Origin of the sequence: uncultured Candidatus Kuenenia sp. (assembly GCF_900696675.1) — a bacterium.
Lineage (GTDB): Bacteria > Planctomycetota > Brocadiia > Brocadiales > Brocadiaceae > Kuenenia > Kuenenia stuttgartiensis_A.
Window position 1 is genome coordinate 54,473 of sequence record NZ_CAADGZ010000003.1, and the last position, 18,373, is coordinate 72,845.

18 protein-coding genes are annotated in these 18,373 nt (G+C 38.6%); 7 read left to right on the top strand and 11 right to left on the bottom strand.

The window, feature by feature from the left end; translation table 11 throughout:
* Positions 1-15: 15 nt before the first annotated feature.
* The 5 genes from QZT26_RS01230 to mraZ form a co-directional block, all read right to left on the bottom strand.
* Entirely contained in the window at positions 16-279 is a 264-nt protein-coding gene (locus QZT26_RS01230) for a hypothetical protein (protein WP_230405681.1), read from the bottom strand.
* Between the two features lie 114 nt (positions 280-393).
* Positions 394-2,109 (bottom strand): penicillin-binding protein 2, encoded by a 1,716-nt coding sequence (locus QZT26_RS01235; RefSeq protein ID WP_099326362.1) that lies wholly within the window; start codon positions 2,107-2,109, stop codon positions 394-396.
* A gap of 271 nt (positions 2,110-2,380) precedes the next feature.
* Positions 2,381-2,746: a hypothetical protein gene (locus QZT26_RS01240; RefSeq protein WP_295100113.1), complete on the bottom strand. Its 366-nt coding sequence runs from the start codon at positions 2,744-2,746 to the stop codon at positions 2,381-2,383.
* A 1-nt stretch (position 2,747) separates the two neighbouring features.
* Entirely contained in the window at positions 2,748-3,647 is a 900-nt protein-coding gene (gene rsmH / locus QZT26_RS01245) for a 16S rRNA (cytosine(1402)-N(4))-methyltransferase RsmH (protein WP_295100115.1), read from the bottom strand.
* 117 nt (positions 3,648-3,764) lie between these two features.
* Positions 3,765-4,205: a division/cell wall cluster transcriptional repressor MraZ gene (gene mraZ, locus QZT26_RS01250; protein WP_099326359.1), complete on the bottom strand. Its 441-nt coding sequence runs from the start codon at positions 4,203-4,205 to the stop codon at positions 3,765-3,767.
* A 468-nt stretch (positions 4,206-4,673) separates the two neighbouring features.
* Here mraZ and queA point away from each other — a divergent pair, with 468 nt between their 5' ends.
* Positions 4,674-5,765, top strand: a complete 1,092-nt coding sequence (queA, locus tag QZT26_RS01255) for a tRNA preQ1(34) S-adenosylmethionine ribosyltransferase-isomerase QueA (protein WP_295100118.1) — start codon at positions 4,674-4,676, stop codon at positions 5,763-5,765.
* Positions 5,766-5,885: 120 nt separating this feature from the next.
* Positions 5,886-7,655: an adenosylcobalamin-dependent ribonucleoside-diphosphate reductase gene (locus QZT26_RS01260; RefSeq protein WP_295100119.1), complete on the top strand. Its 1,770-nt coding sequence runs from the start codon at positions 5,886-5,888 to the stop codon at positions 7,653-7,655.
* Here the strand turns inward: QZT26_RS01260 and QZT26_RS01265 are convergent.
* From QZT26_RS01265 to QZT26_RS01275, 3 genes are all read right to left on the bottom strand, one after another.
* Entirely contained in the window at positions 7,627-8,976 is a 1,350-nt protein-coding gene (locus QZT26_RS01265; RefSeq protein WP_099326356.1) for a response regulator, read from the bottom strand. The two genes, QZT26_RS01260 and QZT26_RS01265, sit on opposite strands and share 29 nt — an antisense overlap.
* A 156-nt stretch (positions 8,977-9,132) precedes the next feature.
* Positions 9,133-9,573, bottom strand: coding sequence for a GatB/YqeY domain-containing protein (locus tag QZT26_RS01270; RefSeq protein WP_099326355.1), 441 nt, complete (start codon positions 9,571-9,573; stop codon positions 9,133-9,135).
* 3 nt (positions 9,574-9,576) lie between these two features.
* On the bottom strand, positions 9,577-9,858 hold the full coding sequence (locus tag QZT26_RS01275) for a hypothetical protein (protein WP_099326354.1): 282 nt from the start codon (positions 9,856-9,858) through the stop codon (positions 9,577-9,579).
* 224 nt (positions 9,859-10,082) lie between these two features.
* On the opposite strand from QZT26_RS01275, the gene QZT26_RS01280 reads away from it, so the two are divergent.
* The 5 genes from QZT26_RS01280 to QZT26_RS01300 all read left to right on the top strand — a co-directional run bounded on the left by QZT26_RS01280 (position 10,083) and on the right by QZT26_RS01300 (position 15,507).
* Entirely contained in the window at positions 10,083-10,274 is a 192-nt protein-coding gene (locus tag QZT26_RS01280; protein ID WP_099326353.1) for a hypothetical protein, read from the top strand.
* Between the two features lie 665 nt (positions 10,275-10,939).
* Positions 10,940-12,415, top strand: coding sequence for an RNA polymerase sigma factor RpoD/SigA (locus QZT26_RS01285; protein WP_099326352.1), 1,476 nt, complete (start codon positions 10,940-10,942; stop codon positions 12,413-12,415).
* A gap of 1,119 nt (positions 12,416-13,534) precedes the next feature.
* Positions 13,535-13,735: a cold-shock protein gene (locus QZT26_RS01290; RefSeq protein ID WP_099326351.1), complete on the top strand. Its 201-nt coding sequence runs from the start codon at positions 13,535-13,537 to the stop codon at positions 13,733-13,735.
* Between the two features lie 227 nt (positions 13,736-13,962).
* Entirely contained in the window at positions 13,963-14,628 is a 666-nt protein-coding gene (locus QZT26_RS01295) for a transposase (RefSeq protein ID WP_099326350.1), read from the top strand.
* 78 nt (positions 14,629-14,706) lie between these two features.
* Positions 14,707-15,507, top strand: a complete 801-nt coding sequence (locus QZT26_RS01300) for a DNA methyltransferase (protein ID WP_099326349.1) — start codon at positions 14,707-14,709, stop codon at positions 15,505-15,507.
* Between the two features lie 27 nt (positions 15,508-15,534).
* Here QZT26_RS01300 and QZT26_RS01305 read toward each other — a convergent pair whose 3' ends face one another.
* The 3 genes from QZT26_RS01305 to QZT26_RS01315 form a co-directional block, all read right to left on the bottom strand.
* Positions 15,535-15,984, bottom strand: a complete 450-nt coding sequence (locus QZT26_RS01305; RefSeq protein WP_099326348.1) for a VanZ family protein — start codon at positions 15,982-15,984, stop codon at positions 15,535-15,537.
* Positions 15,985-16,174: 190 nt separating this feature from the next.
* Entirely contained in the window at positions 16,175-17,659 is a 1,485-nt protein-coding gene (locus QZT26_RS01310) for an aldehyde dehydrogenase family protein (RefSeq protein WP_295100121.1), read from the bottom strand.
* Positions 17,660-18,258: 599 nt separating this feature from the next.
* On the bottom strand, positions 18,259-18,373 hold a 115-nt coding region (locus tag QZT26_RS01315), incomplete at its 5' end, for a hypothetical protein (protein ID WP_295100125.1).

Below are 18,373 nucleotides of genomic sequence, written 5' to 3' on the forward strand. Positions count from 1 at the left end.
CAAAAACCCATCAAACTAAATGTTTTTTTCATTACCTGAAAAACAATCAATTCTCAGTACGCCATCGAAACCTTGTGTACTCAGACTCTGCGGCTGAACAATCCGTTCGTATAAACGCTTGGTACTGTCTACCCTGTCAACCTCCTCTGCATATTCCTTTAAAAGCCTATGCAGCGCTTCTCTATTACTCGACCTCGCAATTTCTAATTCTTTTTGAGAAGCATACAAACTATACCATAAAATAAAATTTTTCTTGTTTAAATCCTTCGGTCCCATCATTGCTCCTCCTCCCCTCTCTCCTAAGCGCTATAATTATAACAAATATATTTACCATTATTTTAGATATAACATCATATAACTACCACCTCCTTCCTTTTTTCGTAGTGCCAATAGTCAGTGCATAGCCATTTTTAATTTTAATGGCTCTACCTCAAGATACTGCAGCGTTTTTTTGATAATTTCCCGCACTGACGGAGCCGCAACAGTGCCGCCATAATAAGCACCTTTTGGTTCGTCAGCCATTATTAATACACAAATACGGGGATTATCCGCCGGAGCATATGCGACAAAGGAAGCGATATATTTATTGCGCGAATAACGTCCGTCGCTCTTGTTAACCTTTTGGGACGTTCCTGTTTTTCCGGCAACCTCATATTCCGCTAAAAAAGCCCTCTTTCCTGTGCCATTTCTCACGACATCAACTAATATAGGATTTAATAAATCACGGGCAACTTCTTCACTCATTACACGCCTGACAACCTGAGGTACAGGATATTCTTCTTTAACCTTGCCGTCATTGCCGGTAATCGACTTTATTATTACTGGTTTTAACAGCAGGCCGCCATTTGCAATACTGCTAAATATAGTGACAAACTGAAGCGGTGTTGCAGCAATTTCATGGCCAATCGAAACCGATACTAAAGAAAATTGTTTCGACCAGCTTTTCATGGGACGAAAAATCCCCCCCTGTTCTCCGGATAACTCAATACCAGACTTATTCCCAAAATTAAACTGTTCAAGGTGACGATACATCCTTTCGATTCCCATGCGCATACCCAACTTTGCCATCCCAATATTACTGGAATGGGTAACAATTTCTGCAACAGTAAGGGTGTCGTAGCGGTGCGAATCGTGCAATATTCTTTTCCCCATTACATATCTTCCATTTTCACAGTTAATCATATCATTCGGCCTGGCAAGTTTATTTTCAAATATGCCGGCCAGCACAATCGGTTTTATTATTGAACCCGGTTCATAATAATCAGTGACTGCCAGATTTTTCCTTGCTCTCGCAGGATATTTACCAACATTATTTAAATCATATGCCGGCAGATTCGCCATGGCAAGTATTTCTCCGGTGCTTATATCCATCACAATCGCCGTAGCAGAGGCAGGCGACCATGTTTTGTCAAGATTCTCCAATTCCTCTTCGGCAAAACGCTGAATATTCGCATCAATTGTCAGCATAACATTGTTTCCATGCCTTGGACGCCGCATCTCTGTGTCTGCCGTTAAAATATTGCTTTGCTGGGCATCGCGGTACATCCTTTTATAACCAGGCTCACCTTGCAACGCTTGATTGCATGACAATTCAATACCTTCAAGACCATTTTCATCGATATCCGTGAACCCGATAACATGGCTTCCTAACGGGCCATTTTGATAAAAACGCTGATACTCATGCTCAATATACACACCTTGCAAGGAGAGCTTCCGAATCTCTTTCAATTCCTCATCGCTGACCCTTCTCTTTATCCAGACAAATTTTTTATCTTTTTCGAGTTTTGCTGATACTTTTGAGGGATTAAGGTGTAAGACCTTGCTTAAGTGGCTGGCGACTAAAGAAACGTCTTTAATTGCAGAAGGGTTTGCATAAACAGAGCCGACACGTAAAGATTCCGCAAGCTTCCTGCCATTTCTATCCAATATCAAACCCCTTCTTGCAGATAAGGCTACCTTCTTGCTTTGTTGTGCTTTGGCCAGTTTCAAATATTTATCATGCTCAAGTACCTGTATACGGCATAAATTTACTGCCAACCCTATGAAAACCAAAATAAGCATAAAGCCTATCGTATTCGTCCAAAACCTGTGCATGTTTTTAAAATACATAACCGGCTTTCCTTAGAATAGAAAAAAATACCTTTAGAAATTTACGAACGCTTTCGAGAAAAAAAACTTTCCCCGAAAGCGTTCGGGAGGAAGGCAATAAAATAAGTTCAAATATCAATCCTCAGTCCTCAATCCTCAATCCTCAATCCTCAGGCGGCAATGGTCACTTTTGCCGATTACCGATTGTAGACTGCCAACTGCTGAACAGACAAATACTAATAACATCTTACCGTTTTACTATCTCCTGAAAAATTCTCACCTTTAACCATCTCTAGTTATGGAGCGCACGACCTCTCAATATTTGGTCTTTTTGTGTATATAAATTGCCCGCCATAATTGTTTTTAAAGAAACCGCCACACTCCCCTTTGTATTCCTGGCAACCACACTATTGGAGGAGTCTTCCTGAGGTAAAAGCGCCAGTTGATAGGTTTTTACCTTATCTACAATCACATCATGTGATTTTAATTTCTGCACATAATAATTGAGGTTTTTGTTTCTTTCAGACATCTCATTAAAATCTTTTTGCAGTTGTGCAATCTGATACCCTGTTTCAATGGTTTTATTTCTCTCCCATACAACCAACACCGCCATCGTTATTATAATAGCAAACATTACCAACCATCTGAACATTCCCATGTTAAATCCTTTCTGCAACTCTGAGTTTTGCGCTTCTGCTCCTCGCATTTATTTCTATTTCAGAAGCACCCGGCCTTAAAGGTTTTTTGGTTATTATGTGAAAAATATTTTTATCTTCCATCTCTATAAAACTGTTTTTCACAATTCTATCTTCCAGTGAATGAAAGCTTATGACGGCAATACGCGCACCTTTTACCATCGAAAAATGAATCTTATTCAAAAATTTTTCCAAACTTTCCAGTTCTCTGTTAACTGCTATTCTCAACGCCTGAAAGACCCTTGTTGCAGGATGAATTCTGTGTCTCATCGATGGCACAGCACGTTCTATGATCCTTGCTAACTGTGTTGTTGACTTTAATCCGGAAACACTTCTTTCTTTTATTATCCGCCTTGCAATTCTTTTTGACCAACGTTCTTCCCCATATTTTTTTAACAATCCCTGCAAATCCCGTTCAGATATCTTCCGTAATAAATCCTGCGCCGTAAAAGAAGCCGTTCTGTCCATTCTCATATCAAGCGGGCCTTCTTTAGAAAAACTAAATCCGCGCTCCGCGCTGTCAAACTGCAATGAAGAAGCGCCAAGATCGAGAAGTACACCATGAACTCCGTCAATGCCAGCCTGCCGCAATACTTCATCAGCATCAACATAATCGGCATGATACAGTTTAAACGGACATCCTCTGTCTGATAAATACTCTTTTGTCATATTTAACATATCAAAATCCTTATCAATGCCAATCAAACAACCATCAGGTTTAATCCTGTCCATTATTTTACCTGCATGCCCTCCGCCTCCCACCGTGCAATCCAGGATAATGCTGCCCGGCTGCAAACACAGGTATTCCAATACCTCGTCAACCATAACCGGCTCATGAAGCAGATTATCTTTTTTACCAGACATATGATATTTTCATAAAAACCTGCACGGGTTCAATCCTGGAATATCCCATTGATTTCACAGTGGTTATAATGCGTTTGTCCTGATCCTGCCATTCATCGGTTATAAGGAAAGTCATGCTTACTGGAATAAATCTTCTGCAATTTCTTCATATTCCTCGTTAGTTTCCGATTCAAAGTCGCTCCAGTTTTTTTCATCCCAGATTTCAATCCGGTTGTTCACGCCCACAATAACAACATTTTTCTGTATATTCGCAATTTCTTTGAGGTACTGAGGAATTAATATGCGACCATGAGGATCCGTTACGCTAATGTGTTGGGCTTTAGAGAAAAAAAGACGCTGAAATTGTCGCGCCTTTTTATTCGTAAAAGAGGATTGTTCTATTTTGGAAACAACACCTTGCCATTCTTTAGGGGTATACATGAATAGACATGTATCGAGGCCCCGCGTTATATAAAACCCTTTCCCCTCAACTTCTTCATTAATGCTTTCACGCAAAGAAGCCGGAATGGCAAGGCGGTTTTTAGTATCTATTGTGTGTCGGTACTCTCCGGTGAACATATGTTTTCCCCACTTTTCACCACTTTATACCACTTTATACCACTTATGTGGCTATGAAATTATCTTATTTTTTTTTTTTGTCAACAAATATTTTTCCCATTGTTTTTGCGTAATCCGCGTAATATTAACTATCTATCCAAATGGTTGTCATATTGTCATGTTCGGGTACTATATGTTGTAGTAATAAAAAAGAATATTTTTCTAAAATTTAGCGCATGTTTTTCTTTTTTTCATGAATTTTCATAATTGAACACTGCTTTTTTTAATTGTTATTTTCTTAGATGTCTTTTAATATGAAGCAAAGAAAGCAAAGTGCCTGTAATTTTCTGTTTTTACCTGAAGAACCTTTTTATCCGCAGATTTCGCAGATTAGCGCAGATAAAAAACTTCTTTAATCTTCTCCCAATCTGTGAAAATCTGCGTAATCTGTGGATTATTTATTTTCATCCCCATTTATGACTAAAGCTCATGGATGTTTCATTGCCAAATACCGGAATGCCTGACACCTCTATTATTTCTCATAAATTATCCGATTATGATTTCGATCTTCCAAAAGAACTTATTGCCCAAAAACCTACGGAAAAAAGGGATAACGCGCGGCTTTTGGTTTTACATCGCCGCACTGGCAGAATGGAGCATCGCAGATTCAGTGAAATTGCCGGCGACCTCCGCCCTGAAGATCTTCTCGTGTTGAATAATACGAAGGTTATTCCGTCACGGATAGCTGGTAAAAAGCCTCAGGGGGCATATGTAGATTTATTGTTCATAGAAGAATTGGAAGGTAATCACTGGAAAGCTTTGCTAAAATCAAATGGGCTGTTGAAGAAAGGAGAAAAGATTTATCTTGATAATGCCGCCGTTTCAGCCTGTTTACTTGTAAAACATGAAGATAACTCGTGGATATTGCGGATAGAAAACGGGGCGAATATAAGGGAACTTATTCACCGGACCGGAGAAATGCCATTGCCCCCATATATAAAACGTCCTAAAAAAAACAATACACTTTCCACCTTGGATGCAGAACGATATCAGACCGTGTTCGCTCAAAAGGAAGGCGCTATCGCAGCCCCAACGGCGGGATTACATTTCAGCGAAGATGTTTTGGGAAAAATAAGAAATAGCGGAACAGATATCGCGTTTGTCACGCTTCATGTCGGATTAGGCACGTTTTTGCCTATCAAAACGGAAGAGATAAAAAATCACCACATGCATAAAGAATATTACGAATATACAAAAGAATTGCTCCAAAAAATAACTATCACCAAAAACCGGGGTGGACGCATTATTGCAACCGGAAGCACGTCATGCCGAACGCTTGAAACGATTGCATTGAATAACAACATACATCAGTTTTCCGGCTATACGGATTTGTTTATCTATCCGCCATATCCATTTCAATACGTTGATGCGCTCATTACCAACTTTCATCTTCCGAAAACCACTCTTTTCTTATTAGTTTCAGCCTTTGCAGGAAGGGAACAAATTTTGAACGCCTATGAAATTGCCAAAAAAGAGGGATATCGCTTTTACAGCTACGGTGACTGTATGCTGATCATTTAATTCTGTTGACTTAACCATAAAGCTTATCCACACTTTGTGAGTGAAAATTTATTATATTTTTTCGCAGAATGTAAAAATAAAATGCCGCAATAGATATAATTTACTTTTTCCAATAAAAATATGGATAAAAACATCCTTTTCTTATCTCCAAACGCTAAACTCACGCTTGAAAAGAGATATTTAAAAAAAAATGTCTTAGGCAATATCATAGAATCGCCTGAAGATATGTTTCACAGAGTGGCAAAAAATATCGCCTCGGTTGATTTAATTTATAATAAAAAGGCTGATATTGTTTCCCTGGAAAAAGAGTTTTACCACCTTATGACCTCACTGCAATTTTTGCCCAACTCACCCACATTAATGAACGCAGGCAGTCATCTGCAACAATTGCTCGCATGTTTCGTATTACCTGTAGAAGATTCCATCGAAGGCATATTTGATACCTTAAAACAAGCAGCTTTAATCCACAAAAGCGGGGGAGGCACCGGTTTCAGTTTCTCACGCATAAGACCAAAAAATGATATTGTAAGCGCTTCATGCGGTGTAGCAAGCGGCCCCGTTTCCTTTATAAAGGTTTTCAATGAAGCGACGGAGGCCATAAACCAGGGTGGTTTCAGACGAGGCGCAAATATGGCGGCGCTGAACGTAAATCATCCCGATATTTTTGATTTTATTCATGCAAAAAATACTGAAGGTGTTTTGACAAATTTTAACATTTCTGTCGGGATTACGAATGCATTCATGGAAGCAGTGGAAAATGACGCACCATTTCCCCTCATTAATCCGAGAACAAAATTGGTTGTCAAAACAATAAGGGCAAAAGATCTTTTTCAGGAAATCATACAATCCGCATGGAAAAATGGCGAGCCGGGTGTTTTATTCATTGATGCCATAAACGCCGCCAATCCTACCCCATTGCTTGGGAGTATTGAGGGAACAAACCCCTGTGGAGAACAGCCTCTTCTGCCTTATGAAGCATGTGTTTTAGGATCGGTCAATGTTTCGCAAATGACTACATACAAAAATGATCATTACGAAATGAATTGGCACACATTGGAGAAAACAATCCCTCTTGCCGTGCACTTTCTTGACAATGTTATTGATGCAACAAAGCATCCATTACCTCAAATTGAAGTGTTAACCAAAGGCAACAGAAAAATAGGATTGGGGATCATGGGATTTGCAGACCTTCTCATAAAACTCAATATTCCCTATAATTCAGAAGAAGCCATGAGATTCACTGATAAACTTTTAAGATTCTTCTCCGGAAAAGCAAATGAAGCATCTGAGAGGTTGGCATCAGAACGCGGTATGTTTCCCAACTATGAAAAAAGTATTTATGCCCGGCAAAATGGCCCCAAATATAGAAATGCGACACGAACAACAATAGCACCTACAGGCACTATCAGCATTATTGCCAATTGTTCCAGCGGCATAGAGCCTCTGTTTGCCATTGCATATACAAGAAATGTTCTCGTTGAAGGCGGATTACCGGAAATCCATCCGTTTTTTGAAAACGTTGCAAAAAAAAGAGGACTGTATACTGATAAACTTTTAGCAGAGGTAAAAAGGGAGGGTTCAATACAAAATATTGCCTATATTCCATATGATATAAAAAGAATATTTACAACGGCAAGAGACATTTCACCGGAATATCACGTAAAAATTCAATCTATCTGCCAAAAATATATCGATAACGCCGTTTCCAAAACTATTAATTTTCCAAAAGAATCAACCGCTGAGGATGTGGAAAAGGTCTTCCTGCTGGCATACAGAAGCGGTTGTAAAGGAATAACCATTTACAGGGATAAGAGCAGAATGTCACAGGCGCTTTCCTTTGAATGTGCATGCACAAAAGATCTTATTGGCAAAAATACCGTTGTGTTATAGCCGAGTCCCAATATTGTTTTAATTTTTGCATATCATTTGGCTTCACAATAAAATTATCCACCCCACCCATCAAATAACTGCTACGTTCCCGAATGTTTTCCGACAGTATCGTAGTTGAAAGACGCGGGAAATATTTTTTTACTTTTGTAATAAAATCCAATCCCTCCTCACCGGTAATTTCAGTGTCTAAAAGCATAAAATCAATTTTGTTCATATTTAACACATTCCATGCGTGTTCCGTATTAATGACAAAAATGGTATCCAAACCCTTTTGGTCTGTAATCTCATAAAGCTGTTTTCTCACTGTATCTCTGAGGCTAACAATCAGTAGATTTTGATTCGACCGTTTTTCGTTTTCAATATATTGACGAAACATATTTTTATACAATATTTTTTTAAAAACCACTTCAACAACAATAGTGAGTTCTCTTTCATTAAAACCTTTTATGAGATATTCATCCAAACGAAATGATAAAAGGTCTATCCATGTATCTACCGAGTCTATTTCCAATATTATTCCCAAATCAGCAAATTCGGTCTTTACATCTTTTAACAATTCATACTCATTAATCTTTGCAGATTCAAATTCAGTAACAAGAAGATCGCATTTGTTTTTGCGTAATATACTCATAGCATTGTGTTTTTGATTTACCGCAAAAATAATATACCCTTGCTTTGATAATATATTTTCAATTGCCCTGCATTGGGTTTCCTTGGTATAGAGCACCATTATTTTCAGGTCTTTCTTCATTTTACAACGTTTTTTTATAACCTCAATACCATTAACCTCTTCCTGCAATTTCTCCATAGAATCCTCGTCTATAGATAAAGCGCCTATATCATACTCTTCACCGGACGAAGTGGAACGTTTTAGCACCCTCCTTACCTCCACAGATATTTTCTTTTGCGGCTTTCGATACAAATTGCCGGAAACGCCGGCAGGAGATAAGCTGAATTTAATGATTAAATGGTTTGACGGCAACAATGAACGATTGATAATAAACCTGATTCCGTGCTGAGAAACATCCTTAATAGTAATGGGTATTTCTTCATTTGAATAATCATTCAAGCTCCTATCTAGGATCGCACACGTACCACTTATCTTCATATCAAAACGTTTCTCTGTGCGTCTTTCTCCTGATTTCTGAGGTGTGTCTGGCGGGTAAACAATGACAGGTGCAATTTCTGCTGCTGCTGCTGTTGCAGGGATGGTTGCTTTTGCTTCTGATTCCTGAATTAATTCATCGACAAAAGACCTGATATTCCTAAGTTCATCGGCCGCTAAATTCCGAAGCGATTCCTTCCAGTTTTCATTTTGCATGGACAATATTCAGAAAAAGTTTTTCTTTTATTACTGTGTAAAAACTTCTTTTTCTGCAAGGTTTTTCCCTTCCTCACGAAAGAAGGGGAGGTTATCTTTGGTTGAGGCTTGCTGCGCTGTGTTACTGCCTTCGGGTGTTCAATGACAGAAGACGGCTCAACAACCTAGTTTTTGTTTTAAAATCGTTTGAACCCTCTTCCCATCGGCTGTTCCGCCGCATTTGTTCATAATAAGTTTCATTGCAACGCCAAATTCTTTTCCGGTAAATTTGTTTTCGTCAACAACTTCATTAACAATTTTCTGAACATCTTCATCAGAAAGCTGCTTTGGAAGATATTCCTCCACGATAGCAAGCTCATTATCTATTTCTCTTGTCTTTTCCGGTAACGAAAGCCTTTCATACTCTTCCCGCGTCTTTTTTAATTTTTTCTGATACCCTTGAACTACTGCAGCATAATCTATCTGATCCCTTGGCTTGCCAGATGTCTCTGCAATTTTTATATCCGCAAGCATCATACGCAAGACGGAGGTTCTCATCTTATCCTGCACTTTCATGGAAGATTTTAAATCTTCTTTGATCTTTTCATTTAAATCCATAGTTTATTCCCCGTTAAATGAATACCCTTCAACCTTATGCCCGCAATTGGGGCAATACGCAGGGCTGCCCTCATAATGTCTCCCACAGTATTTACAAGGCGTCAATATCTCCACCTGCGACTGTTTTGGCCGTGTAAATAAATACAACGGCAAAAATACGATCATAAGCAAAAACGCACCTAACATCCATCCGACGGCAGAAATGGTTTTATATCCTTTACTTTTGGCATCCATGTAAACCCAAACAGCCACCGCCGCAGCAATAAGCAATCCAATAAATCTCATAACCATTACCCCTTCCCTGGTAAGGGTGAAATATAGCACACAAAACTTTTGTAGTCAAATAATTATCATTGCAGCATCTTGCACCGGCAAACGATTTATTGTAATTATATTTTTATTTTATACAAGAAAATTAACCTTGAAACTATTTTATCCTGTAGTAAAATACCTTGAAATTTTGTTAGTGAGAAAAGCCTGCAAATATATTTATACAAAGGATGGTGTCGATGAAATACATATATACGGCTGAAGATTGTCCAAAGTGCGAAACGTTGAAGGAAAAATACAGGGCAGATGGTATACGATTTGTCGAAAGAAACGCCGAAAGAATCAAACAGCCTGAAGATGATATTGACAGAGAGGCCTTGGTACAAGCTTCAATGCAAAATATGGAACTACCCGTTGAGGTAGACGCTTAAATCAACACTCGTGAATCTTGCAATATGATTGTAGCCAGAACCCCCCACGTTTTATGCTTCGCCCCCCAAATAAAGCAGAGACGCAAAATTTTGTGTCTCTGCTTTATTTCAGGCAGCAAAAATTAGTATAATCTCTTCAAAAAGACAGTCTTTTTGACACTTTACAAAGACACTCGTTATCCCATCCCGCCATTCACTTTTTATTTTAGAATCCTGCTTTAGCTGTTTTCCCCTTGGTGTAATACTTTAAGGACACTACGACTTATTACGGAACAATTTATTCTCTTGAAAAACTCCTGAAAAGCTTCGTGAGGAGGAACGGCCTATAAGGCACATAAACAATACATCGCTCCTTTTGGAGCTTTATCATCGTATTTGGTGTTTTAGCTTTTCAACATTTCATCCCTCCGGGGTTGTTTAAAAAAAATTAAAGTGGTACGAAAATAAAAAATAGATGAAAACAGGGCAATATTTTGTACCGATTTATTAGACTATTATGTTATAATCCGCGCTTATTTAGTAATTTGAATAAAAAAAACTTCATTAAAATTTTGTAAAATGGTAAAAATATATATTCCAGGAGAACATTTAATAAATAAATTATGTTATATGATACGTGTAGATGATTATTTTATTTTATTCACTTAACTCAATAAAATAGTGTTATGACCATATTAAAACAAAAAACAGAACGGTTAGATCAAATAAACAACGAAAATAACCCGGTTGAGGAAGAGATAACAGAATGGAACCAGGAAGAAGAAAAGAGCCGCGATTATGATTCTGTACGATTATATTTAAATGAGATGGCAAAAATACCACTGCTTACCCCTGCAGAAGAAATCTACCTTGCGAAGAAGATACGGGTTATGAGCAGACTGCTCCATCGCAAGGTGCTGGGTTTTGATTATGCCTTGGAAATGTATATACGACTACTGGAAGGAGTGGAGAGTGAATCAGAGCTTGTTCAATTTGTTGAATTATCAGCGGCAAGAGAACAAAACCGGGATGCAGTTGTTGAACAGATTCACGCGGTTACCAGCAATATCAGAAAGAGCATAGAAAGCAATTTAAAAGATTATGAAAAGATTCGCAGGGGAAATATTGCGCGGGATAAAAAGCTGAGGGTGCATAAAAGTATTCTCGTAAGAAAGGGAATGGCGATTAAAGAGTTAGAATCCATTAGTGTACGGTCGGAAACCATACTGCCGGTTATGCGTGAATTGTTAGAGGTTTTATCGACAATTGCGGATTATAATAGAAAACGTACCGTCCATCGTAATTTTAAAAGGGAATTATGCAAAGAACTTTCTTGTGATATCAATGAGATAGAGGCATTGTTTGCAATGCCGGCGAAAGAGTTGAAAAAAATTATTTTTTCTATTAATTCCATTTACAATGAATATGTGATGGCAAGAAAGCGGTTTTCAGAGGGAAATTTACGACTGGTAGTAAGTATCGCAAAAAAATATAGAAAACGAGGGATGGCTTTTCACGACCTTATCCAGGAAGGTAATACGGGGCTTATGCGCGCCGTGGACAAATATGACTACAGGATGGGTTTTAAATTCAGCACATATGCAACATGGTGGATAAAACAAGCTATTATCAGGGCAACAGAAGAAAAAGTAAGAACAATACGAATCCCTGTGCATATGATGGATGTAATCAATAAGTCTACTTACGTGGCCAAAGCCGGACAGGGATCATCTGCGGAAAAAATACAGTTAGAAGCCATTGCAAGGGATACCAATACGCCATTGCCTGAAATATATAGATTGCTTCAGATAACATCACAACCTATATCATTAGAAACACCAATTGGCAGTGATGGAGAAACAATGTTTGAAGATTTTATTCAGGACAAAAAAATAGACGCCCCTATATTTCTTGCCCAGCGTTCTTTATTAAAAGAACAAATACAAAAGGTGCTTGATACGTTAAGTTACCGCGAACGGGAGATTATTAAATTACGTTTTGGAATTAGTGATGGATACACACACTCATTGGAAGAAATCGGAAAGAGGTTCAATATAACCCGCGAACGTATCCGGCAGATTGAAGCTATTGCCCTTCGTAAACTTCAACATCCGGTTCGCAGTAGAAAACTGGAAGGATTTCTTGAAGGTACGATGAATTAAAGGAAATTCAAATATCAGTATTGCAAAAATTTACACAGGGGATTCACTGGAAAATATGGCGAATCCCCTATTTTTTTCTCCATATTTTTTCAATTATCTTATTAATGTTGTCTCTCTGGCCAAGTGGCAAAACAGATATTTTTTTAAATAAAAAAACAGGTAACAATAAAAGGAAATGTTAACTACCGGGCGATAGTTAAGCAGCTCTCCCGAAGCAGCAAAATATGCCATATTGAAAAACGCGGTGGATTTAGCCCAAAAATCTATCAAATAATTATTTGTTCTTGTAAACATATCATCATAAACAAAGCCGTTTCGCATGGCAAATAATTATACGAAAACGGCTACAACGACAGGGAATGATTGCAGGTAAAAGGAAAGGTGAGATTTTCCGGAATGTTTCATTACCTCCCCATTACTGTACATGGGTTGGCAGTAGGTCATGAATTTATCTTTTTAACAGATTCACGTCATACCGCGCATGAATTTAAGAATGATTTATTAAAAAATATCCGGGAGTGTTAACCGAAACAAACTAACTGCTTCCCTGCAGGTACAGACATGCGATTTTATACCTTATCGCGTCTTCTTCTACGTCTTTTTAAAATGTATTTTCTCCTGTTTAACCGATGTTTTTTCTTACCCTCAAAACCGCAAGCCATACTAACTCCTTAAAAACTTTCAGAATAATTTCTAAATAAGTAAACGTAAGGGGAAATGTTACCAATAATAGGTTTCAAATTCAATAAAATATTAGATAAAAACGAAGTTATTTATATCATTAAAATCCTTATGTGGGTTTTATCTTCACAAATGAGCAACGTTTTAGAACAAATCACCAGAATCACCAGTTACATTAGAGTAGAAATTAGTTCTGGCTTGTCCATGTTGGTGGAGTTCTACACACCACATGAACTATTGTTTTTAAATGGATAAAAGCAATAATTTCTCTTGCTTTAATGATAAAGTGTGATAATATTATTTCCAGTGATTGGTTGTACTGTACCGGATCGTTGCATATAGGGAAGTTTATAACGAGGCTACAAGGTGTTACAACCTTGTAGCTTTTTTAGTTTATAATGTTGTTTTTTTTAATTATGAAAGGGGGTGATTTTAAGAATGCCACAGGGTACCGTTAAATGGTTTAACGACTCAAAGGGTTTTGGTTTTATTTCTCAGGACAATGGAGAAGATGTATTTGTACATCAGACTGCGATCGAATGCGAGGGTTTTAGAACTCTTGCAGAAGGAGATAAAGTAGAGTTTGAAGTCGTAAAAGACCAAAAAGGCTACAAAGCCACAAAAGTAGTCAAATTATAAATATATTTATTAAGCATACTCGTATATTTTGCCGTATATAAAATACTATTAATGTTGTATATTGAAAATATAGAGTACTATTAAAAATATTGTTATAATTAAGGCGCAAAAGACCCTGATAATTGTAAAAATTTATTGGGGTCTTTTTTTTCTTATAATTATGGTGATACAAGGGACAGCTACCCTTTTTCTTTGACATTTTAAATTAAAAGGATTACTATTTTTTCATGGCACGAATCGCACGAATCACAGTCCCGCGTTACCCTCATTATGTAACACAAAGAGGCAACTATCAAAAGCCTGTTTTTGAAACAGAAGATGACTATGAGCATTATATTCAATGGCTTCATGAGTATGCCGGTGAATACTCTCTGAAGATATGGGCATATTGCCTTATGCCTGACCATGTTCACCTCGTTTGTGTACCTGCCGAAAAAGATTCTCTTTCACGCGCATTAAATCTGCTTCACATGAGATATTCACAATATTTTAATCGTAAACGAAATGAGAAAGGACATCTCTGGCAAGGAAGATTTTATTCTTGCATCCTTGATAAAAAACACACATACGCCGCTGTCCGACATATAGAAAACAACCCTGTTCGTGCCGGCATCGTAAGAAAACCACATAGGTATAAATGGTCGAGCGCGTACAGTCATGTCACCCAAAAGAGAGATGGTATTTTATCTTACGATTGCTATTTAAATGCCGAAATCGAAGATTGGTCAGAATATTTAAGAGAAAAGGATTACGAACAAATCATTAAAAATATAAAGAAATGTTCAATGACGGGACGTCCTTGCGGTGATGACCGATTTATCAAGAAATTTGAAAAACTCCTGGGGAGAAGAATAAAGACGCTGCCACCAGGAAGACCGCTCAAAAACAAATGACAACTACCCCCCATCCTGTTTTAACCATTCAATATTTTAAAGCAAGCGCAATACATTTCAAGAGACCTTAGTTAATTAATGAATAAAAAAATCCGGTTGCAGACATTGACACTTTGGGATTTTCCTTCCCAGCACTATCTTCGTGAACAGGAACACGCCCAGAACTACAAGGGAGCCACTCCTTCTTATATCATCTGGAACCTATTGCAGCGATATACACGACCAGGAGATGTTGTAATTGACCCCATGTGCGGCGCAGGCACAACCCTAGATGTTGCTAAGGAGCTAAACCGTGAGGCATTAGGGTTTGATCTGAATCCAACACGCAAAGATATTAAACAGGCAGACGCACGGAAAATCCCCATAGAAAAGGCAACAGCAGATTTTGTTTTTATCGATCCTCCCTATTCAACCCACATCACTTATTCAGGAAAAGAAAACTGTATTGGAGAATTAGAGGCCACTTCCGGGGAATATTACACAGCATTGGAACAGGTAATCCGGGAAATACACCGCATACTCAAGCCCCGCCGCTATATGGCGCTTTTGGTATCCGATTCGGCAAAAAAAGGGAAACCGTTTCTTCCGATAGGGTTCAATCTGTTCAGCATTCTGAGCGATTATTTCCTGCCGGTGGATATTATTGCCGTAACACGCCACAATGCAAAACTTCTCAGGAATCACTGGCACAGCGCAGCAGTTGAAGGAAACTATTTCCTTAGAGGCTTTGGTTATCTTTTTATAATGTACAAAATGGGCAAGGGAGAGACTCCCGGGAAGTGGCTCGACCGCAGAGCTTCCAAGGAAACCCAAAAACAGCTTGACTCATTTACGATCAAAAAGAAAAACCAGGCAGGTTTTTGTAATCAACCACAGTAATATTCACTAGCAAGGCTAAACGATGAGCTACGTATAAGGATTTTTAAGACAACACCCCTTTCCCCCCTTTGCAGTATCCCAAACTGGCTTTAATACAAACACAATAAAGAGAGTTCCCAATCCGCCGGAAAACCAGTTCATCACTATATCCCTCATATCAAAGCATCTCATCGGCAAAATTGCCTGAATAAACTCATCAATTGCGCCTACCAAACATACCAAAATGGTTGTATACACATAGATTAATTTATTTTGAACGTCTATTCTTAACGCCCAGAACAGAATACCGCTTAAAATCCCGTAAAATAGCAGATGGAATCTCTCCGCACCATTCACACACATATACTTCAACAAAACAAGGCATGCCAGAGATATCACAAAAAATGCCGCATAAACAGAAACATTCCTTGCCTTTTTCCGGTAAACTAAAAAGAAAAGGGAATACACTCCCGCGATACTTACGAATATCCCGCTCAAATAGTTTACTTTTTCTCCCAGCAGTCGCAGTGCAAACCTCCAAATCGCAGGAGCAAACGGCAGGAAGGCATAGAGGGCAATGATATATGCAACAGTAATTATCCATCGCCATTTTCGTGATACATTTTCTGCTAATTCCGTCAGATGTTTAATGGTGGTGCTCTCAAGATTAAGTAAGTGGTGATAAGTACTAAGATAATTTAGCGCTAAGCCCCTGCGCCATTTTTATTTCTAAATCATGATTCACCGTCCATGCCGTGCGGTGTGTTACCGCATCTATCAAAGTGCTTGCGGAAGGGAGACCGGTCCCGCTCTTTTTCAGTCCCCCAAACGGCAAATGTACCTCCGCGCCTATTGTAGGTAAATTAACATACCCAAGTCCGTATTCACAGTCATCCCTTATCCGCCTCGCCTTTCGAAAATCTTCCGTAATTACTGCACAGGAAAGACCATATTCTGTATCATTATACACATTAATAGCCTCATCAATACTTTCCACAGGGATAATCGCCACATGAGGCCCAAAGACCTCCTCATGGAGAACACGGCTCTTTGGATTATTTTTCATTCGATATACAAAAGGAGACATAAAGTACCCCTTATCATATCCCCCGCCAGTAAGCCTGGAGCCGTCAAGCAATACCTCCGCCCCCTCATTCTTTGCAAAATCGTTATATCGTAAAATTTTTTCTGTTGCTGCTTGATTTATAACTGGTCCCATAAATACCTCTTCGTCAAGAGGGTTGCCGATTTTAATCCGTTTTGCGAGTTCAACAAATCTCTTTTCAAATTCTTCAAGCATATTCACATGTAAAATCAACCTGCCTGCGGAAGTACATCTCTGCCCTGAAGTTTTAAAGGCGCTGAGAATAGAGGCATTCACCGCTATCTCCATATTGGCGCCATCGAGAACTATTATCGCATTTTTCCCCCCCATCTCGCAGGCGCACATTTTGTTATAGGATTCAGCAGCAATCTTCTTTATCCCTTCACCAACTTCACATGAACCGGTAAACAATATTACCTGTGTATCGGAATGTCTTACCAACGCATCTCCACAACCTCCATGTATTACATTAATTACTCCGGGAGGAAATCCTGCAGCATGCACATATTCTGCAATTTTATTAGCGACGCAAGGCGTCTCCCGGGACGGTTTTAACACAACGGTATTCCCCTCCACTACAGAGGGACAAATCAGCCATAGTGGAATCGCAAAGGGAAAATTCCATGGCGTAATTGCGGCAACAACACCTTTTGGCCTCCGTCGCATGAAGGAGTCTTTTTCTACAATCTCCGAATCAATAATATCGCCATACGGCATCCTTGTTGTGCCAAATATATATTGAACCATATGAATGCCTTCCGTTACATCCGCACGCCCTTCCGCAATCCCTTTCCCGCATTCTTTCGATACCAACTGAGAGATGGCTTCTCTGTCTTTTTTCAGCAACTGCGCCAATTCATCAAGATATTCGCCGCGTCTTATCCGTGAAATTTTTCTCCATGTATCATAAGCGGTCTTTGCCGCCAGCACCGCATTATTGACGTCATCTGCAGAAGAAAGGGGAAATGTCCCTAGCACCTCATCACAATACGCCGGATTTCTGCTTTCAAACACTTCAGATGAAGCACTATCAACAAATGCGCCATTGATGTAGTTTTTACCCTTCATAATGCAATTCCCCCCTCAAATAAAATAGTAAGAAACATCCCCATTGAACATAACGGTAATAAGTAAATTTATGTAACACTTTAGTTTTTTGAAAAATGTACTACCTATAAGCTCCGTAGGAGCAGCCTGTTTGTAGCAAAATAGGATATTATAACAGATCGTAGAGACAGGTTTGAAACCTGTCTCTGCAATTATGAGCAACCTGTCTCTTGTAAATCCATATAAACAGGTCTACCTGAATACGGACAGGCCGCTCCTACGGAGCTATTTACCTTATTGAATTTTATTGCGCTACAAACAGACCGCCACTAACAGGGCTACATGGTATTTTTTCTATCCCGGGAATTTTTCAAAAAACTAAAGTGTTACAAATTTATTGTTATTTTCTGCTTCTGCGGTAACATAATCTTTTTGTCTGTATTCTGCGCCTAGCATCCATTTTATATCACATTGATAAATACGAGTCAATTTCACTTTGCCCGGCGGTATATTTGATTTCGATAAAAAGCAACCAATTTTGCAAATTGAAAAAAAACAGTAAGGGGTTGTCAGATAATAACTTTTACAACTATGGCATGGGATAACAAGGTGTGAATGACTCAATTTTTTGAAATTGTATAATTCCAATCTCCATGGAAATTATGCTTTCCAATATTAATCTTTTCCATTTCCCGATCGGAAACCTTTATCCCTGTTGGATATTTCCTTTTGTCA